We start from the raw sequence: 22,987 nt of genomic DNA on the forward strand, positions 1-22,987 counted from the left end.
GGATGCGGAGCATCCCGCCCGGCGCCTGAGGGCAAACGAATAACGACTACCAACGAAAAAGGCGCTCCGCTAGGGAGCGCCTTTCCGTCATCAGACTTTGAAAGAAAAGTTACAATCAACCTTCCTTCGACTGCTTTTCGCGCATGGCGGCGCCCAGGATGTCGCCGAGCGAGGCGCCCGAGTCGGCCGAGCCGTAATCGGCCATGGCCTGCTTCTCTTCCTCGATCTCGCGGGCCTTGACGGACAGCGTGAACTTGCGGCTCGACTTCTCGATGGCGGTGATCTTGGCGTCGATCTTTTCGCCGATGGCGTAACGCTCGGGCCTTTGATCGGCGCGGTCGCGAGCCAGTTCCGCCTTGCGGATGAAGCCCGTAACGCCCTCGGTGATCTGCACCTCGACGCCGTTTTCCTGCACCTGCGTAACGGTGCCGGTGACCACGTCGCCCTTCTTGAAGCTGGAAGCGGCGCCAGCGAACGGATCGCTGGTCAGCTGCTTGATGCCCAAGCTGATGCGCTCCTTCTCGACGTCGACGTCCAGCACCTTGCACTTGACGTGGTCGCCCTTCTTGAAGCCCTGCAGGGCCTGCTCGCCGGGCTTTTCCCAATCCAGGTCGGACAGATGCACCATGCCGTCGATGTCGCCGGTCAGGCCCACGAACAGACCGAATTCGGTGATGTTCTTGACCTCGCCTTCGACTTCGCAGCCCACCGGGCACTTGTCCAGGAAGCCGCCCCACGGATTTTCCATGGTCTGCTTCAGGCCCAGCGAAATGCGGCGCTTGGCCGGATCGACGTCCAGCACCATGACTTCCACTTCCTGCGAGGTGGAAACGATCTTGCCCGGATGGACGTTCTTCTTGGTCCAGCTCATTTCGGAAACGTGGACCAGACCTTCGACGCCGGGTTCCAGTTCGACGAACGCGCCGTAGTCGGTGATGTTGGTGACGCGGCCCGTGTACTTGGCGCCGACCGGATACTTGGCGTCAACGCCTTCCCACGGATCGGCTTCCAACTGCTTCATGCCAAGCGAGATGCGCTGGGTTTCCGAGTTGAAGCGAATGACCTGCACCTTGACGCTCTGGCCGATATGCAAGGCTTCCGACGGATGGTTGATGCGCTTCCAGGCGATGTCGGTGACGTGCAACAAACCGTCCACGCCGCCCAGATCGACGAACGCGCCGTAGTCGGTGATGTTCTTGACCACGCCATCCAGGATCTGGCCTTCCTTCAGGCTTTCGATCAGTTCCGAACGCTGCTCGGCGCGGGTCTCTTCCAGCACGGCGCGGCGCGAAACCACGATATTGCCGCGTGAGCGGTCCATCTTCAGAATTTGGAAGGGCTGGGGGTTGCCCATCAGAGGCCCGATGTCGCGCACGGGGCGGATATCGACCTGGCTGCCCGGCAAGAAGGCCACGGCGCCCGACAGATCGACGGTGAAGCCGCCCTTGACGCGCCCGAAAATGGTGCCGTTGACGCGCTGAGCCGCCGTAAAGGCCTTCTCCAGAACGGTCCAAGCCTCTTCGCGCTTGGCCTTTTCGCGAGACAGCATCACCTGGCCGTCGCGATCTTCATAGCGCTCGACGAAAACGTCGATCACGTCGCCGATCTTTACTTCGGGCGAGCGGCCGGGGGCTGCGAATTCCTTGGTGGCGATGCGGCCTTCGCTTTTGAGGCCCACATCGATCATCGCCCAGTCGCCATCGACGGAGACGACGGTGCCCTTCAGCACTTGGCCTTCAAAGCCGCCGGTGCCAAAGGCTTCATTCAGGAGGTCAGCGAAATTCTCGGTCATCATATTACGGGGTAGTCCTTTCAAACGTCGCTATCCAGGCCAACCGGTTGTCTCCGGCGGTCTTGGTCATGTTCGCGGATGAAACGATTTTCAGCCGCGCGTTCTTTCTGAAATGGTGTCGAGCGCTGCCCTGAAGGCTGCATCTGCATCGAGCTTGGTGGTATCGAGAACCACAGCGTCGGGCGCTGGCACCAGCGGGGCGACGGAGCGGGAACTGTCCCTTTCGTCGCGCTCGCGCATTTCTTCTAGAACGCGCGCGTATATAGAGGATTCCCCGCGTTCTAGCAACTCTTTATGCCTTCGCTCGGCTCGGGCCTCGGGTGAAGCCGTGACGAAAATCTTAACATTGGCCCCCGGGCAGACCACCGTGCCGATGTCGCGGCCATCCAAGACGGCCCCCTTGGCGGGCAGAGGGGGGTGGGTTGCGAATTTTCGTTGGAATTCAAGCAATTCTGACCGAACATTGGGGATGCTGGCGACTTTCGAAGCCGCTTGGCCGCCTTCCTCGGTGCGTAAATCTGGGGCTTTCAGGTCGTCCGGCGTCAACATCTGGGCAGCCTTGACGGGGTCCAATCCTTCCCGTTTTGCCTTCATGCCGACGGCGCGATAAATCAGCCCGGTGTCCAAATAAGCCAGATTCAGATGGGCCGCCAGCCGCCGGGCCAAGGTTCCCTTGCCCGCAGCCGCCGGGCCGTCGATGGCGATGATGAAGGTCATGGTCACTCACTGTCCCTTTTCGCCAATCCCGAACTTGCTTGCGGGCCGCTTTGTTCAATCTTCGCGCCAAGCCCATTCATCAGTTCCACGAAACCGGGAAAGCTGGTGGCGATGGCCCGTCCATCGTCGATTCGCATGGGTTGGCGCGAGGCTAGGCCCAGCACCAGGAAACTCATGGCGATGCGGTGATCCAGATTGGCTTCGATCAAAGCGCCGCCCTGAGGGGCGCCCAATCCATGCACGATCAGGTCGTCGCCTTCCACCTCGATCGCCACCCCCGCCTTGGCCAAGCCGTTCGCCATGGCGGTCAGGCGGTCGCTTTCCTTCACCTTCAATTCCTTCAGGCCCAGCATGCGCGTGGTGCCTTCGGCGAAGGCGGCGGCCACGGCCAGGATGGGATATTCGTCGATCATCGAAGGGGCGCGCTCGGGCGGGACGGTCACGCCCTTCAGGCGGCAGGACCGGACGACCAGATCGGCCACCGGCTCGCCCGACAATTCCCTGGCATTGGTCAATTGGATGTCCGCCCCCATTTCCCGCAAGGTTTCGTAAAGGCCGAAACGCAAAGGATTGGTGCCGACATTGGGCAAGGTAATTTCCGATTCGGGCACGATCAGGGCGGCCACGGCGGGAAAGGCGGCCGATGAAGGATCGGCGGGCACCAGGATATGGCGACCGGTCAGTTCGGGGAATCCGTGCAGGGTGATGGCGCGTCCGCCCCCGGGGGCGGGGCCGACATCGACCTTGGCGCCGAAATGGCGCAGCATGCGCTCGGAATGGTCGCGGGTGGGTTCGGGTTCGATGACCGTGGTGGTGCCGGGCGTGTTCAGCCCTGCCAGCAAAACCGCCGATTTCACCTGGGCGGAGGCCACGGGCAGTTCATAGACGATGGGTAGCGGGGCGTCGGTGCCTGCCACCGCCAGCGGCGGGCGTCCGCCCGAACGGGACAGCACGCGCGCCCCCATGCGCTCCAGGGGTTCGGCCACCCGGCGCATCGGGCGTCGGCACAAGCTGGCGTCGCCGGTAAAGAAGGCGGTAAAGGGGTGGCTGGCCACCAAACCCATCACCAGGCGCATGCCGGTTCCCGCATTGCCCATGTCGAGCAGGGTTTCCGGCTCGGTCAGGCCGCCCACGCCGCGGCCCCAAAGGCGCCAGACTCCGTCCTGCCCGCGCTCGGCCTTGGCCCCCATGGCCCGCATGGCCGCAGCCGTGGCCAGGACGTCGTCGCCCTCCAGCAGGCCTTCGACGGTCGTCTCGCCCACGGCCAGGGCGCCCAGCATCAAGGCCCGGTGCGAAACGGATTTATCCCCGGGAACGCGGGCGGTTCCCTGAAGGCGGGGGGAGGCGGATGAAGACAGGGGCAGGGGGGTGGTTGGGGTCATTTCCGGCTTGGCTTTGTTGGTTTGGTGATAATGCTTTTGACACACCGCGCTTAACGTGGCAAATGGCCCTTGCGGATCGCCCTGCCGGGGCGGCGCCATTTGAAGACCGGACTCGACGGAGGAGCAAGCGTGGCCAAGCCTGAATGGGGAACGAAACGCATCTGCCCAAGCTGCGGCTGCAAGTTCTACGATATGCAGCACATGCCTTGTGTATGCCCCAAATGCGAAACCAAGTTCGATCCGGCGCAGGCTTTGCGCGGCAGCAGGAAGGCCGCCGCCGCAGCAGCCGCCGCCGAAAAGGAAAAAGCCAAGAACGCCAAGGCCAAGCTGGCCGCGGTTCCCATCGAGGCCGAGGATGTCGTGGGCGTGGTCCTTGAAGGCGACGAGGTCGAGGAAGAGGGCGACGAAATCCTGGAAGACGCCTCGGACCTGGGCGAGGACGACGACGATATGGCCGAGGTCATGGAGCATATCGACGAAGAAGGCGACGCCGAACCCTAAAAGGCTTGGTTTTTGGGGCCTCCCAGCGCCCCAAAAAACTTCTTGCGCAGGGGGGGGGAAGTTTCTATGTTCCACCCCCACGATTCAAGTCCCCCGCGATTCTCCTACATTTAGGAATTTCGGGTGGCGACATCGGGGCCATAGCTCAGTTGGGAGAGCGCTTGAATGGCATTCAAGAGGTCGTCGGTTCGATTCCGATTGGCTCCACCAAATAGAAAGCCCGGTCAGAAATGACCGGGCTTTCTTATGTTTTAGGATCGAGCCTATTGGCTTTATTTTGCCAGCACGTCCCTGACGGCATCCTTAACGCCGCCGACGGCGTTCTGGACCTTGCCCATGGCCTTTTCATCCTTTCCGTCGGCAACCATCTTGCTGTCGCCAAGGGCGTTGCCGACGGCGATCTTGATGGAGCCTTTGGCCTGTTTGGCGGAACCGGCGATGCGATCTTTGTCCATTTTCAATTCCTTTGAGATAGTTGCTGAGATTGAAGAAGATCGGGTGCGCGTCGCGTCACGCTCTCCTGTAAAAGCCGCCGCCCAGCAAGACGACGCCCAGAATCAGCACGCCCACGGCGGCGGCAGGCGGTATGGAATGCGACGTGCTTTCCGTGGTCTCGATCTTCAGATCACCCAGCTTGGCCACTTCCGTGGTTTCGCTTGTGGTGAAATAGGGAATGGCGAGACCCAGCACGCCAAGAACGGCCAGGACCAGTCCGGCAGCCATCAGCTTACTCATTGTTTTTCTCCTAGAGCGGATCGTCTGAAATCGAAACCGACATCCGGCTTCGATTCTGGAGTGAACCCTAAAGATAGCTCTCATAAATTCCGACCTGCGGAATTTCGAGCGTCACGGTTCTTCAGACGGCATTTCTCTCATGATCATCCTAGCAGCACGCGCCTGTCGTGAAGCGGGCCGGAATATACCCAAGCCGCATGCGCCAAGGTCTCGACGATTTGCCGCAATCGCTTGCGTATATCCCGCAATCGCCGACAAGGCCCAATTTCCAAAGAAATCTGCTATAATCAGTTACGGCCATCGCCGCTCCATGATGATTGGCCTGTTTGGCAGGTTGGGGTGAAGGCCGACATTCATTTCGTGCATTCTTCACGCTTCGGCGCGATCCGGGTGAATCGAGAGTACAAGTCGCATTGGAGAGCCTCATGGAAGAAGCCACGCCATTTCAATTGAGCAGAATTTATGCGAGCGGTTGGAATGAGGGCAGGAAATTCGCCCTGGAAGACATCAAAGAAGTCGCCGATCTGGTCCGGAAGCTAAATCCGCATCAGTCGCCGACCGAGCAGGAGCGTTGGAACCAGGGTTTTCGCGACGCGGTTTTCAACGACAATGGCGGCGCGACGGCTTTTCGTCGCTCGCAAGTCACCTCAGGAGGATAGTCATGGCCAAGGGTCAGAAGCGAAGCGGGCGCGAGCCGAAGAAGCCGAAAATGGCTGCGAAGAAAGTCGAGGCGCCGATGTCGATCTTCGACGAGCGGTCGTCATCGAATCCGGCGAAAAAGGCGATGAAAAGCCACACGGTCAAGCATTAAAGCCAACGCCAAAAGAAAGCCCCTGGTTTGCACCAGGGGCTAAGTCAATACAGGGAGGCTTCACGTCTGGGAGACGTAGGGTTCCAACGAACCCCTTTCGAGCGTCACACTCGAAACTCGTGGACATTGCGCTGCATCTGTTGCGCCGCAATATTCGTGGTTTCCTATATAACGAGGAGAAGCATTCCTAACCATGCAGAATTCCACAGCTCTGCCATGCATAATGCGCATGGCTTAATAATCGTGTAATATCAGCGCATTAGTGCTGAAGTTGACAGTATCTGCCCAGCGCAATGTGCAAAGATGGGTGGTTTTCCCCCGCCCGCTAGATGATCGGCATTAAACTTATTGCGAAGAGGCAAATGTGGGTTGCCCTTTGGCGGTCTCTGGCGAGTGAGCAGCGTCCCGATTTTGAGTGACTGCGTCGATTAATGGCATGTGAATAATCAATTTGAACTATGCCAATGAGAGGGCTACCCTTCACTGGCAATTCAACTATCCGCGAGAGGAGAAAACCAATGGCAAAATCCCTTCCCGTCATCGACATCGGCATCCCGGAAAAGAAGCGCAAGGCGATCGGTCAGGGATTGTCGCGGCTTTTGGCCGACAGCTACACGCTGTATCTGAAGACGCACAATTTCCATTGGAACGTTACGGGGCCGATGTTCAACACGCTGCATCTGATGTTCGAGGCGCAGTACACTGAATTGGCCCTGGCCGTCGATCTGGTGGCCGAGCGCATCCGTGCGCTTGATCTGCCCGCTCCCGGCAGCTACGCCGAATTTGGAAAGCTGACGGTGCTGAAGGAAGCGCATGGCGTGCCCAAGGCGATGGAGATGGTGCGCCAGTTGGTCAAAGACCATGAGACGGTGGTGCGCACAGCCCGCGAGGTTTTCCCTCTGGCCGACGATGCGGGCGACGAGCCGACCTGCGATCTGTTGACCCAGCGCATGCAGGTTCACGAAAAGACGGCCTGGATGCTGCGCAGCCTGCTGGACTGAGACTTGCAACATGATGAAGGTGGGGGGGCTGAAAAGCCCCCCATTTCGTTGACGCTTCACGTTCCCGCGGGGGCGGGCATGCGTTCTTCCGACATGCGCAGCCATTGTCCGGCGCGCTCGGCGCTCAGCGGTTTCGAGTACAGGTAACCCTGGGCCATGTCGCAACCCAGCTTGCACAACAGATCGGCTTCGACCTGCGACTCCACGCCCTCGGCGACGGTCGTCAGTTCCAGCGTTTGTCCTAAATTCACGATGGCCTCGACGATGGCCAAGTCCTCACTGTTGCTGCCAAGGTCGGTGATGAAGCCGCGGTCGATCTTCAACACGTCGATGGGCAGGCGCTTCAGATAGCTCAGGCTTGAATAGCCGGTGCCGAAATCGTCGACGGCCAGCCGCACGCCCATATCCTTCAGTTCCTGCAAGACCTGCGCGGCCTGGGCGGCGTTGGACATGACGGTGGATTCGGTGATTTCAAGCTCGAGCCTTGCGGGATCAAGGCCGGTGCGGGTCAGAATGTCCTTGATGCGCTCCAGCAGCTTGAGGTCCTGGAACTGACGGCAGGACAGATTGACCGAGACATGATCGACGGGAAGGTCCTTGTCCAGCCACTGCTTGACCTGTCGGCAAGCGGTTTCCAAGACCCAGGCGCCGATCGGCAGGATCAGTCCGGTTTCCTCGGCCAACGGAATGAATTCGCCGGGCGAGACCAGGCCATGCGCCGGATGGTTCCAGCGGATCAAGGCCTCGACCCCTGACGGCTCTGTGCTGGATAGCCGCACCTTCGGCTGATAGAACAACTCGAATTCGCCCATTTCCAGGGCTTGGCGCAGGCCGGATTCCATTTCAAGACGTTCGGTGGCGCGGCTGTTCATGCTGGTGTCGAAGAAGCGGTAGGTGTTTCGCCCGCCCGCCTTGGCCTGATACATGGCTGTGTCGGCGTTCTTCAACAGTTCGGTGGCGTCGACGCCGTCCTGGGGGAAGACGGCGATGCCGATGCTGGTTCCGGCATGCAGGGATTGCCCGCCCAGCTCGAATCTTTCGGTCACCAGGGAAACGATGCGTTCGGCCAGATGGGCCAGTTCGGCGGTCGATCCGAAATCGGTCAGAATGATCACGAACTCGTCGCCGCCCAGGCGGGCCACCGTGTCGCTTTTGCGCACGCACAAAAGAAGGCGCTCGGAAACGCCCTGCAAAAGCAGGTCGCCAATATCGTGCCCCAAACTGTCATTGATCACCTTGAAGCGGTCGAGATCCAGAAACATCACGGCGACGCGCATGACGTCGCGACGCGCCAGATCCAGCGCATGCGCCAGACGATCCTGCAATAGCAAGCGGTTGGGCAAGCCGGTCAGCGCGTCGTGATAGGCCTGATGCTTGATGCGCTCGTCCTTCTTGCGCGCCTCCGTCACGTCGCTGAACACGGCGACGAAGCGCATCACCCGGCCATTCTCGTCGCGCACCGCCGTGATGGTCTGCCAGACGATGAACAGTTCGCCCGACTTCTTGCGGTTCCACACCTCGTCTTGCCAGCGCCCGTCGGCTTGCAACGTCTTCCACATGTCGGTGTAGAAGGCTTCGTCGTGATGGTCAGACTTCAAGATGCGCGGCGTTTGTCCGATCGCCTCTTCAGGGGGATAGCCGGTGATTTCGCTAAAGGCGGCGTTGACCGACAAGATTACGCCATGCGCGTCGGTCACCACAACGCCGTCATGTGTCGATTCATAGACGCTGGCCGCCAGCTTCAGTTCGCGCTGGGCCTTGTGCAACTCGGTGATGTCAGTGCCGTAGATGTTGACGTAATCGGTGTTGGGGATCGGCACCAAGTTCAGGGATAGGCAGTGGCCGTCCACCTGGCATTCATGGGTATGGATCTGCCGATCCGCCATGACCTCGCGAACCCTGGCGTCCCAGGGGGCTGGCAGCTTGTCGCCCTGCCGGGCGCCCAGCATGGCGAGAAACGGCAAGCTGGCGTCGTTGGCCTGCATGACGATGCCGTTCTCATGCACGCGCAGAACCGGGAAGGGATTTTGCGTCGGGAACAACGCCATCGATTTCTGCTCTTCCTGGGCGCGGCGCAGCATCGTCACGTCCTTGACCAACACCAAACTTGCCAGGCCTTGTCCGCGCAGCTTCAGCCGCTCGAAAATGTGCAATCCGCCGGTTTCGTCTTCCAGCGTGATGTCGCCTTCGTCGTCGGCATCGCCCACGAACTTCTCGATTTCCCCGAATCTTTTGACCATGTCTTGCATGGTGGCGTTTTCGGGCACGACGCCAGCCTCGTCCAGTCGGATGATGCCCACGCCCAGATGGCCGGTCACGTCGTGCAGGACGCGCAATCGCTCCACCTCTGTCTCGGCCTGCATGCGAAAGGCCATATGCTTGAGCTTTTCCTCGGCCTCGCGCTCCAGGCGCGAGCGCGCTTTCATCACCTCGTCGGTCATGCGCTCGATCTGGGTCTCTAATCCTTTCAACTCGTCTTCCTGCTGCTCTTTCTCAAGCGCTGCCCCGAAAGCCTGGCGTGAAAACTGGCTGACCCGTTCGGAAACGCGGTTCAGGCGCCAGATCAAATAGGTCAGTGTAGCGGCAAACAGCAGCGACAAGGTCAGCGCCAGCGAGGCGCGTTGCAGGCGCTCTTGCGAAAGAATCGGCTGGACAAGCAGATTCATGCGCTCCTTGGGGATCAGGGTGGTGAAGTTGGCCCTGATCTCGGAAGCGCCGTAATCGAAGAACTCCTCGCCGGTGACCAGAAAGCGGTCTTCCAAGCGATCGACAAGGGAACCTGACGGCAAGATTTCCGGCTCGGTGCTGGCCAATATCCTTGCCGGATTTCCCCCGGCCAGAATCAGGATGTGGTTCTTGTCTCGAAACAAGCCCTGGCCGCTGAGTAAAAAGCCGTCATCGACCTGGGAAACCAACATGACATAGGCGGCCGTCTGTCCATCGTCGCCCATGATGGGGCTGGCCGAAAAGAGATAGGGAAAGCCGTCGAACATGCGAAGCTGCGCATCCTCGATGGCCACGGCGATCTGGCGCAGATTGATCAGGGCAAGCGCGTCGGGCAATGGTTTGGAGCTTGTGGCGTAGCCGTCCAGGACCAAGCCCGCCGGGTCGAGCACCAGGGCGAAATCGACAGGCGGGAACGAGCGCAGGACGCTTTTTTTGGGAAACCAGGACGGCGTTTTGATCTTGATCCCGGCAGAGAGGTCCACGGGCGGATGGGCGCCGGCCTTGTAAGGGCGGACATGCTTGTCCAGGATATGTTCGCGGGCATAGCCGCTGGCGGCAATGGTTTGCGCCAGAACATGGTGAGAGCGCAGCGAAACGTCGAAGCGCAGGCGGTCTTCATGGGCCTGCACTTCAAGCCGTGCCGCGAACTCGCGCTCGACCAATTCGCGCGTCCTGGCACTTTGGGCGAAGTCCAGAATCAGCCAAATGGGCGTAAGAGCCACAAGGCCCAAAAGCCCCATTTTCGCTACCACGGACAGGCGGCTCAGTTTCTTGAGCAAGTCCCCCATAAGTTCCGCTTATCCTATCTCGCCGACCAACTCGTCATTTTTGAACTTCCAGCCTTTCTTGCGCAGCTCTTGGGCGGAAAGGATTCCGTAATAGGGATCGATGGCGGGCGCGCTGGCAACCAGCGTGGCGGCTAGGTCTTGCGCCTTGGGGTTGACCGCAGGCCCAGCCGTCCAGCTTGTGATTCCCATGACGCGGTAGAAGGGGTAACGCCCTTCGGCCGTCGCTCGCATGTCGGATGGGTGGATGCCGTTCAGTTTCAAGATTTTCACCTGTCCGCGCTGGGCGTTGTCGGCGATGTGATACAGCGTTTCCCAGCCGACCGCGTCCTTTGTCTGCGACACTTCGATAATCATGTCCTTGACGGCGGTCACATCCAGCGCCTGGCGGGCGAAATCGTCGGGATTGCCGATCAGCAGTTTCCAATGGCCGGGCCTCGGCTTGCAATGCAGCCGGGTGATGGCGCGCACCTCGTGCTTGGTGGCGATGCCGCTCATCGGAAGGTCGGACCAGCTTTGGACCGCCCCTGTAAATAAGGCGCGGGCCTGCTCCCAGCTAATGTCGTTCAGCGGGTTGGACGGATGGACGATGATGGCCACCGGGCTGATGCCGATGGTGTGATAGCTGACGCCCGGCAGCCGATCGACGACGCCAGGCGGGCAGCACATGCCGGTGATGTCAGCGCTTTTCTCGCCAAGCGCCGCGCTGGCCAGGCCGCAAGTGCCTTCTTGGGCCGCCAGTTTCAGCCCTTTTTCTTGTCCCCATTTCATGGCGAAGGGCACCAGGGCAGGGAAAATCTGTTGATCGAGGGCCAGCATCAGATCGACGCCTTGCGGGCGCGCGATGGGGCGTTCCATCCAGCTAGGCGGCATCGGGGTCAGGGCGTCGGGCGGGCTGAAAGGCTGGCCGCCCAGGCTTTTGGCCTGCGATGCGGCTGGGTAGGGGCGCATCAAGGCGCTTCCCAGGGCCAATCCGCCTGCCGCCATCAGGAAGCGGCGCCGGGCCAATGGGGACACATTTTGCGAGCTCTGTGAAAAAGCTGGCATTTCAGCCTCCCTGATCTTTCACGCTGTCCATGCCTTTCCAAACCCGAGTCGGCACTGCCCGGTTGCACAAATCTATGTCCTGCTAAGGACCAAACGGGACGGTAGACGAAATTTCGGGTCAGGAAAAACGAAAAAATGTTGAGAATCATGGGATTAAATTATAAAGCGATTAAACTGTGTGAAAACACGCATCTGACTTCCTTAACAGGTCATATCTGGAATGCTTGGTTTCAAGCCCTCTGGGGCGCTTCATGACGGAATTGTCATGGCGGGACTTGCCATGGCTGGCTGGCGTGGTATCTAAGGGCGCCCGAAAGACGCCCAGACATAAGGCCTGCCCATGCCCAAGCGCACAGACATCCGCTCCATCATGATCATCGGAGCCGGTCCCATCGTGATCGGACAGGCCTGCGAATTCGATTATTCGGGGGCCCAGGCCTGTAAGGCGCTGAAGGAAGAGGGTTACCGGGTCATCCTGGTCAATTCGAATCCGGCCACCATCATGACCGACCCCGAATTGGCCGACGCCACCTATATCGAACCGATCACGCCCGAAATGGTGGCGCGCATCATCGAAAAGGAAAGGCCCGACGCGCTTTTGCCCACCATGGGCGGGCAGACGGCGCTGAACACCGCCATGGCGCTGGCCGATGACGGCGTGTTGGAGCGGCTGGGCGTGGAAATGATCGGCGCCAAGCGAGACGTGATCGCCAAGGCCGAGGACCGCCTGCTGTTTCGCGAAGCCATGACCAAGATCGGCCTGGAAAGCCCGATCAGCCAAGTCGTGAAGACGTTGTCCGAAGCCCGCGAAGCCTTGAAGCTGGTCGGCCTACCCGCCATCATCCGCCCCAGTTTCACGCTGGCCGGAACCGGCGGCGGCATCGCCTACAATACCGAAGAATTCGAGCGCATCGTGGCGGGCGGCCTGGCCGCTTCGCCGGTGCATGAAGTGCTGATCGAGGAATCGGTGCTGGGCTGGAAAGAATTCGAGATGGAGGTGGTGCGCGACAACGCCGACAACTGCATCATCATCTGCTCGATCGAGAATATCGATCCCATGGGCGTGCATACCGGCGATTCGATCACCGTGGCCCCGGCGCTGACCTTGACCGACAAGGAATATCAGATCATGCGCGACGCCTCGATCGCCACCTTGCGCGAGATCGGGGTGGATACAGGCGGCTCCAACGTGCAGTTCGCCGTCAATCCCAAGAATGGGCGCATGGTGGTGATCGAGATGAATCCCCGCGTCTCGCGCTCCTCGGCCCTGGCCTCGAAGGCCACCGGCTTTCCCATCGCCAAGGTGGCCGCCAAGCTGGCCGTCGGCTATACGCTGGACGAACTGGCCAACGACATTACGGGCGTCACCCCCGCGTCGTTCGAGCCGACCATCGATTACGTGGTCACCAAGATTCCGCGCTTCACCTTCGAGAAATTCCCCGGCGCCGAGGCGCTGCTGTCGACCTCGATGAAGTCGGTGGGCGAGGCGATGAGCGTGGGGCGCTGCTTTGCCGAGTCCCTGCAAAAGGGCCTGCGCTCGATGGAGACCGGGCTGTCGGGCCTTGACGATATCGAGATCGAAGGCGGCACCGGCAAGGATGCCGTGAAGGCGCAATTGTCAAAGTTCCGTCCCGACCGCCTGTTGGTCATCGCCCAGGCCTTCCGCCTGGGCCTGTCGGTCGAGGAAATCCAGGCGGCCAGCGCCTACGATCCCTGGTTCCTGCGCCAGATCGAGGCCATCGTGAAGGCCGAGGAAGCGATCAAGGTCAAGGGCCTGCCCGGCGACGCCCGCGAATTGCTGCGCTTGAAGGCGATGGGATTCTCGGATGCGCGCCTTTCGAAACTGTCCGGAAAGACCTTGACCGAAGTGGCTTTCCGCCGCGAGGTCTTGAACGTGCATCCGGTCTATAAGCGCATCGACACCTGCGCCGCCGAGTTCGCGTCATCCACCGCCTATATGTATTCGACCTATGAGGGCGACGGCATCGGTCCCGCCGAATGCGAGGCCCTGCCCAGCGACAAGAAAAAGGTGATGATTCTGGGCGGCGGCCCCAACCGCATCGGCCAGGGCATCGAATTCGATTATTGCTGCGTTCACGCCGCCTATGCGCTGGAAGAAGCCGGGTTCGAGACCATCATGGTCAACTGTAATCCGGAAACCGTTTCGACCGATTACGACACGTCCGACCGTCTGTATTTCGAACCCTTGACCGCCGAAGACGTGATCGAGATCGCCAGGGTCGAACAGAGGAAGGGAACGCTTCTGGGCGTGATCGTGCAATTGGGCGGCCAGACGCCCTTGAAATTGTCGCAGGCGCTGGAAAACGCCGGCATTCCCATTCTGGGCACCTCGCCCGACGCCATCGATCTGGCCGAGGACCGCAAGCGTTTCCAGGAATTGCTGGAGCGCCTGAAACTGTTGCAACCCGCCAATGGCACCGCCACCTCGCACGAGGAAGCGCTGAACGCCGCGCACCGCATCGGCTATCCGGTGGTGATCCGCCCCTCCTATGTGCTGGGCGGGCGCGCCATGCGCATCGTCCATGACGACGAGGAACTGGCCATGTACATGCGCGATGCTGTGAAGGTGTCAGGCGACAATCCGGTGCTGGTCGATTCCTATCTGCAAGACGCCATCGAGGTCGATCTTGACGCCATCTGCGACGGCAAGGACGTGTATATCGCAGGCATCATGGAACATATCGAGGAGGCGGGCATCCATTCGGGCGATTCCGCTTGCTCGTTGCCACCCTATTCGCTGAACGGCGCCGTCATCGACGAGTTGAAGAAACAGGCGCGCGCCCTAGCCCTGGGCCTTGAGGTCAAGGGCCTGATGAATGTGCAATTCGCGGTCAAGGATGGAACGGTCTATATCCTGGAGGTCAATCCCCGGGCCAGCCGCACCGTGCCCTTCGTCGCCAAGGCGACGGGCGTGCCGGTGGCCAAGATCGCCAGCCGCGTGATGGCGGGCGAGACTTTGGCTTCGTTCCATTTGGCCGAGAAAACCCTGTCGCATGTGGCGGTGAAGGAAGCCGTTTTCCCCTTCGCCCGTTTCGCCAATGTCGACATCGTGCTGGGACCCGAGATGAAATCGACCGGCGAAGTGATGGGGCTGGATTACAGTTTCCCGGTCGCCTTCGCCAAGTCGCAGATCGCGGCGGGCACCAATCTGCCCTGTCAGGGCACGGTCTTCATTTCGGTGCGCGAAAGCGACAAGCGGGCCGCCGCCGAAATCGGCAAAAGCCTGTCCGACATGGGATTCAAGCTGATCGCCACCACCGGCACGGCGGCCTTTCTGGCCTCCAAGGGGCTTGAGGTGGGGGTGGTCAACAAGGTGCTGGAAGGCAGGCCGCATTGCGTCGACGCCATGCTGTCGGGCCAAGTGCAGTTGGTGATCAATACCACCGAGGGTGCTCAGGCCCTGGCCGACAGCTTCGGAATACGCCGTACCGCCTTGATTAACAACATAGCTCATTACACGACCATGGCCGGGGCCAGGGCAGCCGCCGAGGCCATCGAGGCCATGATTAAGGGAAAACTCGACGTCGCCCCCTTGCAGGCCTACTTCAAGGCGTCCTAAGATATCGCCTGAACAGGCTGCCCCTCTGCTGCGAGCAGAGGGGTGGGGTTGTTTTGTTTTTCCTTTCTTGCAACGGCAGGGGAGCCGGCATGGAAAAGATACCAATGACGCCCGAGGGGCTTTCCCGCCTTGAGGAAGAGCTGCGGAACTTGCGCTCCGCTGAACGGCCGGCGGTTATCCGCGCCATCGCCGAGGCGCGCGAGCATGGCGATCTTTCGGAGAACGCCGAATATCACGCAGCGCGCGAGCGTCAGAGCTTCATCGAAGGGCGCATTGCCGAGCTTGAGGATATTTGCAGCCGCGCCCAGGTCATCGATCCCAAGCAGTTTTCGGGTGACGTCGTGCGCTTTGGCGCTTCAGTCACCTTGGCCGACGAGGATTCCGACGACGAACCCACCTACCGCATCGTGGGCGCTCATGAATCCGACATTTCGAAGGGCTTGATTTCCGTTCACTCGCCCCTGGCCCGCGCCCTGATCGCCAAGAAGCTGGGCGACACGGTGGAAGTGAAAACGCCGTCGGGCATGAAGTCGTACGAAATCGTGAATGTGAAATACGGCTAACCCAGCATCTCCCTGGCCAGCTTGACCGCATCCTTGGCCTCAAGCCGGGCCACGCATTCGTAACGCTCGCCCCGGAACGGCAATTGGCAGTCGCCGATGCAGCCTTGGCAGGGCATGTCGGACACCATTACCCGAAGATTGTCGGGCGCGTAGGCGGGCGCGTGCGGCAGCACTTCGCCGACATAGGCCGCCGCCGATAGCGACAGGGTGGGAACGCCCGACAAGGACGCCAGATGCATGGTGGCGCTGTCGGTAGCGATGACCAATTTGGCGGCCTTGAACAAGGGCAACAATTCCCGGAAGGGCCGTTCGATCACGCCCAGGCGTTCCGCCATCTCCTTGAAATCCGGATTGCGCTCGATGTCGCCCGGACCCGCCAGCAGCTTCAGATCGAAGTCGGAAAATTCCCGCGCCAAGGCTTCCCAGAAATCCGGCAAGGGCTGGCGGTCGCGGCTGGAAGCGAAGGGCGAGAAAAGGATGGTTGGCCGGGCCAGCGCCTCGGGCGGGGCCGACAGATGGCTTTCATGCAGCCGAAGCCTTGGCGCCTCGGGCGGTTGGCCGGTCAACGCCTGGGCCAGATGCAGCCAGCGTTCGATCATGCTGGCTGGCCTTGGGGCGGCGACCAGCTTGGTCAGGCGCTTGGCGTTGGTTTGCAGTTTGTCGCCGAATTTCGGCCAGGGTTTGGGTTCGAAGGCGGCGGAAAAATCCGCGCCATGCGCCGCCGCCGCCAACAGCGCGTCATCCATCCAGGGGTGTCTGCGCCAATCCAGCGAAACCACGCTTCCGACATTCCAGGACCGCACTTGGGCCAGGGTGGCGAAACGGTACCGCCAGTCCTTCATCAGCCGATAGAAATCGACGATCTCAACTTGGATGCCGGGCGGCATGGCAAAGGCGGTTTTTGCCGATTCCTTGCGCAGAAGAAGACGGATGGTTTCGCCAGGGGCAGCAAGGGTGCGAAAGGCGTCGATTGCGCAGGCCAGCAACAGCACGTCGCCCAGGCCGCCCGCCTCGATCAGCAACAGGCCGCTGGGTTTCTTGTCACTGACGCGGGCGGCGCCTGCCTTGACGGCGAGGGGATCGGTCAGCGCCCTTAAACGGCGCAGGGTGATCATGCGACGTGGGTGTTGTGTTCCGTCTCGCCGTCGTCGTCGGCGTTCAGGTCGACCGGAACGCCCGGCTCCATCTTGGAATTGCGAATCGCCAAGGCCGATTTGACGTGGCTGACATTGGGCGCGGCGGTCAATTGGGTGGTCAGGAACTTCTGATAGGCATCCCAATCGCTGGCGACAACCTTCAGAAGAAAGTCCGTTTCACCGGCCAACATGTGGCATTCGCGCACCTCCGGCCAACTGGCGACCAGCGCTTCGAAGGACTTCAGGTCATGGTCGGCCTGGCTCGACAAGCCGACATGCGAGAAGACGGTGACGTGATAACCCAAGGCCTGGGGGTCGACTTCGGCGTGATAGCCCCGAATATAGCCAGCCTCTTCCAACGCCCTGACGCGACGCAAACATGGCGGGGCGGAAATGCCAGCCCGCTTCGCCAGTTCGACATTCGTCATTCGGCCATCTTCCTGCAAATCGTGCAGGATACGCCGGTCAATCCGGTCCAGTTTAACCCGCTGCATGGAAATCCTTGGAACGCCAATCCCCTTGTTTGTGAAATTATATTATAACGCCAATTCCTATCCGCCAAGCCCCTTCGCACATGCAACGAAAGAATCATGCGCTGGCTATTTATGATGAATACATAAATATCAATTGGCTAGAGTATTTATTAGAACCAAATGAAAGGCTTGTTTTTCCAAGCGCTCTTGCCTAAAGTGCCAGAGTCTTTCCTCCCCAATTCCTTGATGGAGACTTCCCGTATGTCCGAATGCTGCAATTCCGTTGGCGTCCTTGTCGGCAAGCCCGCCCCCGATTTCACCGCTCCGGCCGTGATGCCCAGCAATGAAATCAATCCTTCCTTCAATCTGAAGGCTTATCTGGCTGGCAGCTACGGCTTGGTTTTCTTTTGGCCGCTCGACTTCACCTTCGTCTGCCCTTCGGAAATTCTGGCGCATGACCACCGCGTCAAGGCCTTCGAGGAGCGCAACACCAAGCTGATCGGCGTGTCGATCGATTCGCACTTCACGCATCTGGCCTGGAAGAATACGCCGGTCGAGAAGGGCGGTCTTGGCCAGGTTCAGTTCCCCATGGTGGCCGACATCAACCAGTCGATCTGCAAAAGCTACGGCGTGCAGTTGCCGGGCGGCATGGCGCTGCGTGGTACCTTCCTGATCGATAAGAACGGCGTTGTGCAGTCGCAGCATGTGAACAATCTGCCGCTGGGCCGCAATGTCGATGAAGCGCTGCGTTTGGTCGATGCGCTGCAATTCACTGAGCAGCATGGCGAAGTCTGCCCGGCAGGCTGGCAGAAGGGCAAGCCAGGCATGAAGGCCGATCCCAAGGGCGTTGCCGACTACCTGGCCAAGCACGCCAAGGATCTGTAAACCTGCCCGTTCAGAGATGAAAAGACGGGCCGGGGCGTTGCTCCGGCCCGTTTTGCGTTCAGCATGCCTTGCCTGATGGGCCTGGGCTTTCTATTCTAAGACAAGCAAACGAAAAACAAGGGGTTCGGCGGATGGCCACCAAACATACGAGAATTCTAATTCTGGGTTCGGGGCCTGCTGGCCTGACGACGGCGATCTATGCCGCCCGGGCGAATATGAAGCCGATCCTGCTGGCCGGTCTGCAACCGGGCGGGCAGTTGACCATCACCACCGATATCGAGAACTTTCCCGGCTTCGCCGAGCCGGTGGGCGGTCCTTGGCTGATGGAGCAGATGCAGCAGCAGGCCGAAAATGTGGGAGCCGAGATCGTTTACGATCTGGCCATGAAAGTGGACTTGTCCAAACGCCCCTTTACCGTCACAGCGGATTCGGGCGATGTCTTCACAAGCGACACGCTGGTGATTTGCACCGGCGCCTCGGCCAAGTGGCTGGGCATTCCCACCGAGAAGGCCTTCCAGGGCTACGGCGTTTCCGCCTGCGCCACCTGCGACGGTTTTTTCTTTCGCGGCAAGGAAGTTGCCATCGTGGGCGGCGGCAATACGGCGGTGGAAGAGGCGATCTACCTTACCAATCATGCATCGAAGGTGACGCTGATCCATCGCAGGGATTCGCTTCGCGCCGAGAAGATCATGCAAGACCGCATGTTCGCCAACCCGAAGATCAGCGTGATCTGGGACACGGTGGTCGAGGAAGTGGTGGGCGACGCCAATCCGCCGTCGATGACCGGCCTTAAGCTCAAGAATGTGAAGACCAACGAGACCAGCCTTTTGAAGGCGGATGGCTTGTTCGTCGCCATCGGCCATTCGCCTAACACCGAATTGTTCAAGGGCGTGCTGGACATGGACGGCGAGGGATATCTCATCACCCAGCCTGGCAGCGTCGCCACCAATGTCCCCGGCGTTTTCGCGGCAGGCGATGTGCAAGACAAGATCTATCGTCAGGCGGTGACGGCCGCCGGAACCGGATGCATGGCCGCCATCGAGGCCGAGCGCTTCATGATCTTGAACGGCGGCCACTGATGTCCAACATGGACTGGGACAAACTTCGGGTCTTTCACGCGGTGGCGGAAGCTGGCAGCTTCACCCATGCGGGAGAGACCTTGAATTTGAGCCAGTCCGCCGTCAGCCGTCAGATCAGCGCGTTGGAAGAAAGCCTGGGCGTTACGCTTTTCCACCGCCATGCGCGCGGCTTGATCCTGACCGAACCTGGCGAGTTGCTGTTTCGCACGGCGCGCGAGGTCTTCGCCAAGTTGGCGATGACCGAGGCCCAACTGGCCGAGGGCAAGGACCATCCGCAAGGCCCCTTGAAGATCACCACCACCGTCGCTTTCGGCACATTGTGGCTGACGCCGCGCATCCGCGAATTCCTGGATCTTTATCCCGACATCACGGTGTCGATGGTGCTGGACGACGGCGAGTTGGACTTGTCGATGCGCCAGGCCGATGTGGCGATCCGCATGCAGCCGCCCCGCCAGCATGATCTGGTGCAGCGCCATCTGATGACCATGCGCCATAAAGTGTATGCCGCACCCGACTACCTGAAGAAGTACGGCATGCCGCGCAGCCCGGCCGAGTTGGACAAGCACCGCATCGTGGTTTACGGCGAAGTGGGGACTTTGCCGATTGCCGACGTGAACTGGCTTTTGGAAGCGGGCGCCAACCCGGAAAAACCCAGGCGGGCGGCTTTGACGGTCAATAACATCTACGGCATCTTCAAGGCGGTGCTGTCGGGCGTGGGTCTGGCGGCGTTGCCTGATTACATGTCGCAGGAAGCCAACAATCTGGTCGAGGTCTTGCCCGAGTTGGAAGGCCCGCCGATCGAAGCCTATTTCGTCTATCCCGAGGAGTTGCGCAATTCAAAGCGCATCTCGGTCTTTCGCGATTTCCTGCTGCGCAAGATCACCGAACAGGGACACGGGAAGGGCTGATGCCATAAGCCATTGACTTATGTAAGCCACTGGCTTATAATTTCTTCATGTTCGAGTGGGACGAAAGCAAAAGCGAAGCGAACTTTCTGTCACGGGGTTTCGACTTCGCCTATGCGTCTCTCATCTTCGAAGGCCCCACGCTTGAGAAGGACGATCTTCGTGCCGCTTATGGCGAGCGGCGCATTCAAGCTGTCGGGCGCGTGGGAGAAGACTTCCTTTTTGTTGTCTATACGTGGCGGAGCGGCGTGCGCCGGATCATTTCAGCAAGGCCTGCCAGCAGGAGAGAACGCGATGGCTATTGTCAGATATACGGCGGCGGAAGCGAAGGCCAAGGCCCGAGTGAACCGGAACCTGCTTAAGGAAACGTCCGAAAAGAATATCGCCAGGTATGCTGAAGAAGACGGCACGAATCCCAAAGGCGAGGATTTCGTGAATGCTTTGGCCGAAGGGCGCGCCCGCAAAGTGATGCCGCTCGATGTGGCGGCCATCCGCAAGAAGACGGGGCTGTCCCAAGAGCGCTTTGCTTACGCTTTTCAGATCAGCCCGCACACGCTGCGCAATTGGGAACAGGGACGGCGCGTTCCCGAAGGTCCCGCCCGCGCCCTGTTGCTCGCCATCGACCGCGATCCCGAAGCGGTTACCCGCGCTCTGGCGGCGTGAAAGGCTCTAAGTTAAACAAACACCATCGCGCCATTGCTAGAAGCGTCGGCCAAGAAAGTGACGACGCCGCCCAGCGCCACCGGCACGTCCGCGCGCAAGTCGCTATGGTCGATGCCCAGCGCCTTCAGGCCCATTTCGCAGACCTGAAACGTCACGCCCAGCGCGATGCAGGCTTCCAGCAGTTCCTCGAAGGCGCCGATGCCGCGTTTCTTGAACATCTCATCCATGGCACTGGCCGAGGCGGCTTCCTCGCTGGGCAGTTTTCGCCAGCCATCGCCGGTCAGCAAGGCTCGGGCAGCACCCATGGTGAAGAACAAGGTGACCGGGGTGTTGGAAGCGATGGCGGCCCCGGCCATCACCAGCGCGTAATGCACGCGCTCGAACTGGCCCGAGAAGACCACGATGGACAGTTTGTCAGGCGGCGGCGCAGGCATGACCGGTGTAATCCTGGCTGGACAGATCTAGGATGGTCGGATGATCGCCGCACAGTTGGCAGCCCGGGTCGCGCTTCACCTTGATCTTGCGCATCTCGCAAGAAAGCGCATCGACCATGACCAGCGATCCCGACAAGGATTCGCCGATGTTCAACAATTCCTTCAGGGTTTCCGTGGCCTGCATGGCCCCCATCCAGCCCGCGATGGCCCCCAACACGCCCGCCTGCGCGCAAGAGGGAATGCTTTCCGGCGGCGGCGGTTCCTTGAAGATGCAGCGATAGCAAGGCCCGCCGGCATGCGTCTTGTAGACCGACAACTGGCCGTCAAAGCGAAGAATGGCGGCCGAGACCAACGTTTTCCTTGCAAGATGGCAGGCGTCGTTGACCAGAAAGCGGGTGGCGAAATTGTCCGAGCCGTCGCAAATCACGTCATAGCGCGCAAGCAGGTCCAGCGCGTTCTCGGGGCTTAAGCGCAGACGGTGGGCTTCGACCGCGACGTCGGGATTCAGTCGATTCAGCGTGCGCTTCGCACTTTCCACCTTGGACTGGCCGACATCTTCGGTACCGTGCAATATTTGGCGCTGAAGGTTCGACAGATCGACCATGTCGTCGTCGATGACGCCAATCGTGCCCACGCCAGCGGCGGCCAGATACATGGCGACGGGAGAACCCAAGCCGCCCGCGCCAATCACCAGAACTTTCGACCGCAGCAGTTGCGCCTGACCCGTGCCCCCCACTTCGTTCAAGATGATGTGGCGGGCATAGCGGAGAATCTGCTCGTCGGTAAAATCCATCACTCGTCTTCGAACAAGGGGGTCGATAGATAACGTTCGACGAAGCTGGGTAGAATGACGACGATCATCTTGCCTTTCATGTCGGGACGGCAGCCGATTTCAAGCGCAGCGGCCAAAGCGGCGCCCGATGAAATGCCGACCGGCAAGCCCTCTAGCTTGGCGGCCTTGCGGGCCACGGCGAAGGAGGTTTCGTTGCTGATTTGCAAAATTTCATCGACCAACCCGCGATCCAGCACGCCCGGCACGAAACCGGCGCCGATGCCCTGAATCTTGTGCGGCCCCGGCGCGCCGCCTGACAGGACGGGGCTGTCTTCGGGTTCCACAGCGATCATGCGCAGGCTTGGCTTCTTGGCTTTCAAAGCCGCTCCAATGCCGGTCAGCGTGCCGCCGGTGCCGACGCCGGAAATCACCATGTCGACGCCGCCATTGGTGTCTTTCCAGATTTCCTCGGCGGTGGTGCGTTTGTGAATTTCCGGGTTGGCCGGGTTTTCGAACTGCTGGGGCATAAAGGCCCCTTTCGTCGCCTTGACCACTTCCTCGGCCTTCAATACCGCGCCGCGCATGCCCTTGGAAGCGGGGGTCAAGATGATTTCAGCGCCCAGATGGGCCAGCATCTTGCGCCGCTCGATCGACATGCTGTCGGGCATGGTCAGGATCAGCTTATAGCCCTTGGCGGCGCAGACGAAGGCCAGCGCGATGCCCGTATTGCCCGAAGTGGGTTCGACGATCACGTCGCCAGGCTTGATCTTGCCTGCCTGTTCGGCGGCTTCGATCATCGCCAGTCCGATACGGTCCTTGACCGAAGACAGCGGATTGAAGAATTCGCATTTGCCAAGAATGATCGCCCCGGCGCCCGCGTCGGCAGCCAGTTTGGGCAGGCGGATCAACGGCGTCGCGCCGATGGTGTCAACGATGCTGTCGTAAATGCGTCCGCGAAACTCAGGAGCTTGGTTGGAAGAGGACGTCATGGCGCGTTTC

At 60.4% G+C, this 22,987-nt stretch carries 22 protein-coding genes and 1 tRNA gene; 11 read left to right on the plus strand and 12 right to left on the minus strand.

The window, feature by feature from the left end; genetic code table 11:
* Positions 1 to 115: 115 nt before the first annotated feature.
* The 3 genes from rpsA to aroA all read right to left on the minus strand — a co-directional run bounded on the left by rpsA (position 116) and on the right by aroA (position 3,891).
* The gene (gene rpsA / locus HQL44_07985; GenBank protein ID MBF0268517.1) at positions 116 to 1,795 is read right to left on the minus strand and encodes a 30S ribosomal protein S1; all 1,680 of its coding nucleotides are present in this window, start codon (positions 1,793 to 1,795) and stop codon (positions 116 to 118) included.
* A gap of 87 nt (positions 1,796 to 1,882) precedes the next feature.
* Positions 1,883 to 2,509, minus strand: a complete 627-nt coding sequence (locus tag HQL44_07990) for a (d)CMP kinase (protein MBF0268518.1) — start codon at positions 2,507 to 2,509, stop codon at positions 1,883 to 1,885.
* Between the two features lie 2 nt (positions 2,510 to 2,511).
* The gene (gene aroA, locus HQL44_07995; protein ID MBF0268519.1) at positions 2,512 to 3,891 is read right to left on the minus strand and encodes a 3-phosphoshikimate 1-carboxyvinyltransferase; all 1,380 of its coding nucleotides are present in this window, start codon (positions 3,889 to 3,891) and stop codon (positions 2,512 to 2,514) included.
* Between the two features lie 129 nt (positions 3,892 to 4,020).
* Here aroA and HQL44_08000 point away from each other — a divergent pair, with 129 nt between their 5' ends.
* On the plus strand, positions 4,021 to 4,392 hold the full coding sequence (locus HQL44_08000) for a TIGR02300 family protein (protein MBF0268520.1): 372 nt from the start codon (positions 4,021 to 4,023) through the stop codon (positions 4,390 to 4,392).
* A 134-nt stretch (positions 4,393 to 4,526) separates the two neighbouring features.
* Positions 4,527 to 4,602, plus strand: a tRNA-Ala gene (locus HQL44_08005).
* Positions 4,603 to 4,664: 62 nt separating this feature from the next.
* Here HQL44_08005 and HQL44_08010 read toward each other — a convergent pair.
* Entirely contained in the window at positions 4,665 to 4,847 is a 183-nt protein-coding gene (locus HQL44_08010; protein MBF0268521.1) for a CsbD family protein, read from the minus strand.
* 55 nt (positions 4,848 to 4,902) lie between these two features.
* Positions 4,903 to 5,127, minus strand: coding sequence for a hypothetical protein (locus HQL44_08015; protein ID MBF0268522.1), 225 nt, complete (start codon positions 5,125 to 5,127; stop codon positions 4,903 to 4,905).
* A gap of 425 nt (positions 5,128 to 5,552) precedes the next feature.
* Between HQL44_08015 and HQL44_08020 the strand changes: the two genes are divergently transcribed.
* On the plus strand, positions 5,553 to 5,786 hold the full coding sequence (locus HQL44_08020) for a hypothetical protein (GenBank protein MBF0268523.1): 234 nt from the start codon (positions 5,553 to 5,555) through the stop codon (positions 5,784 to 5,786).
* Positions 5,787 to 6,456: 670 nt separating this feature from the next.
* Positions 6,457 to 6,939, plus strand: coding sequence for a DNA starvation/stationary phase protection protein (locus HQL44_08025; protein MBF0268524.1), 483 nt, complete (start codon positions 6,457 to 6,459; stop codon positions 6,937 to 6,939).
* A 56-nt stretch (positions 6,940 to 6,995) separates the two neighbouring features.
* On the opposite strand, the gene HQL44_08030 is transcribed toward HQL44_08025, so the two are convergent.
* Positions 6,996 to 10,454, minus strand: coding sequence for an EAL domain-containing protein (locus HQL44_08030; protein ID MBF0268525.1), 3,459 nt, complete (start codon positions 10,452 to 10,454; stop codon positions 6,996 to 6,998).
* Between the two features lie 9 nt (positions 10,455 to 10,463).
* A complete protein-coding gene (locus HQL44_08035) occupies positions 10,464 to 11,459 on the minus strand; it encodes a hypothetical protein (GenBank protein MBF0268526.1) in 996 nt (331 codons plus the stop codon).
* Positions 11,460 to 11,838: 379 nt separating this feature from the next.
* Here HQL44_08035 and carB point away from each other — a divergent pair, with 379 nt between their 5' ends.
* Both carB and greA read left to right on the plus strand, forming a co-directional pair.
* Positions 11,839 to 15,078, plus strand: a complete 3,240-nt coding sequence (carB, locus tag HQL44_08040) for a carbamoyl-phosphate synthase large subunit (GenBank protein ID MBF0268527.1) — start codon at positions 11,839 to 11,841, stop codon at positions 15,076 to 15,078.
* 89 nt (positions 15,079 to 15,167) lie between these two features.
* Entirely contained in the window at positions 15,168 to 15,641 is a 474-nt protein-coding gene (greA, locus tag HQL44_08045; GenBank protein ID MBF0268528.1) for a transcription elongation factor GreA, read from the plus strand.
* Here greA and HQL44_08050 read toward each other — a convergent pair.
* A complete protein-coding gene (locus HQL44_08050) occupies positions 15,638 to 16,756 on the minus strand; it encodes a glycosyltransferase family 9 protein (protein ID MBF0268529.1) in 1,119 nt (372 codons plus the stop codon). The two genes, greA and HQL44_08050, sit on opposite strands and share 4 nt — an antisense overlap.
* Positions 16,753 to 17,271 (minus strand): Lrp/AsnC family transcriptional regulator, encoded by a 519-nt coding sequence (locus tag HQL44_08055; GenBank protein ID MBF0268530.1) that lies wholly within the window; start codon positions 17,269 to 17,271, stop codon positions 16,753 to 16,755. The genes HQL44_08050 and HQL44_08055 overlap by 4 nt, the downstream gene beginning before the upstream one ends.
* A 240-nt stretch (positions 17,272 to 17,511) precedes the next feature.
* Here HQL44_08055 and HQL44_08060 point away from each other — a divergent pair, with 240 nt between their 5' ends.
* The 5 genes from HQL44_08060 to HQL44_08080 all read left to right on the plus strand — a co-directional run bounded on the left by HQL44_08060 (position 17,512) and on the right by HQL44_08080 (position 20,782).
* Positions 17,512 to 18,135, plus strand: a complete 624-nt coding sequence (locus HQL44_08060; protein MBF0268531.1) for a peroxiredoxin — start codon at positions 17,512 to 17,514, stop codon at positions 18,133 to 18,135.
* Positions 18,136 to 18,266: 131 nt separating this feature from the next.
* Positions 18,267 to 19,214, plus strand: coding sequence for a thioredoxin-disulfide reductase (trxB, locus tag HQL44_08065; protein ID MBF0268532.1), 948 nt, complete (start codon positions 18,267 to 18,269; stop codon positions 19,212 to 19,214).
* Between the two features lie 8 nt (positions 19,215 to 19,222).
* The gene (locus tag HQL44_08070) at positions 19,223 to 20,122 is read left to right on the plus strand and encodes a LysR family transcriptional regulator (protein ID MBF0268533.1); all 900 of its coding nucleotides are present in this window, start codon (positions 19,223 to 19,225) and stop codon (positions 20,120 to 20,122) included.
* 47 nt (positions 20,123 to 20,169) lie between these two features.
* On the plus strand, positions 20,170 to 20,481 hold the full coding sequence (locus tag HQL44_08075) for a BrnT family toxin (protein ID MBF0268534.1): 312 nt from the start codon (positions 20,170 to 20,172) through the stop codon (positions 20,479 to 20,481).
* Positions 20,414 to 20,782: a helix-turn-helix domain-containing protein gene (locus HQL44_08080; protein ID MBF0268535.1), complete on the plus strand. Its 369-nt coding sequence runs from the start codon at positions 20,414 to 20,416 to the stop codon at positions 20,780 to 20,782. The genes HQL44_08075 and HQL44_08080 overlap by 68 nt, the downstream gene beginning before the upstream one ends.
* Before the next feature lie 11 nt (positions 20,783 to 20,793).
* On the opposite strand, the gene HQL44_08085 is transcribed toward HQL44_08080, so the two are convergent.
* From HQL44_08085 to cysK, 3 genes are read right to left on the minus strand one after another with little or no spacing between them, the layout of a single operon-like run.
* On the minus strand, positions 20,794 to 21,216 hold the full coding sequence (locus tag HQL44_08085) for a DsrE/DsrF/DrsH-like family protein (protein ID MBF0268536.1): 423 nt from the start codon (positions 21,214 to 21,216) through the stop codon (positions 20,794 to 20,796).
* Positions 21,197 to 22,009 carry a molybdopterin-synthase adenylyltransferase MoeB gene (gene moeB / locus HQL44_08090; GenBank protein ID MBF0268537.1) on the minus strand — a complete coding sequence of 271 codons (813 nt, stop codon included), beginning with the start codon at positions 22,007 to 22,009 and terminating at the stop codon, positions 21,197 to 21,199. The genes HQL44_08085 and moeB overlap by 20 nt, the downstream gene beginning before the upstream one ends.
* Positions 22,009 to 22,977, minus strand: coding sequence for a cysteine synthase A (gene cysK, locus HQL44_08095; GenBank protein MBF0268538.1), 969 nt, complete (start codon positions 22,975 to 22,977; stop codon positions 22,009 to 22,011). Before cysK ends, moeB begins: the two co-directional genes overlap by 1 nt.
* Positions 22,978 to 22,987: the final 10 nt, after the last annotated feature.

Source organism: Alphaproteobacteria bacterium, assembly GCA_015231795.1.
In the GTDB taxonomy this organism is placed as follows: domain Bacteria; phylum Pseudomonadota; class Alphaproteobacteria; order Rhodospirillales; family WMHbin7; genus WMHbin7.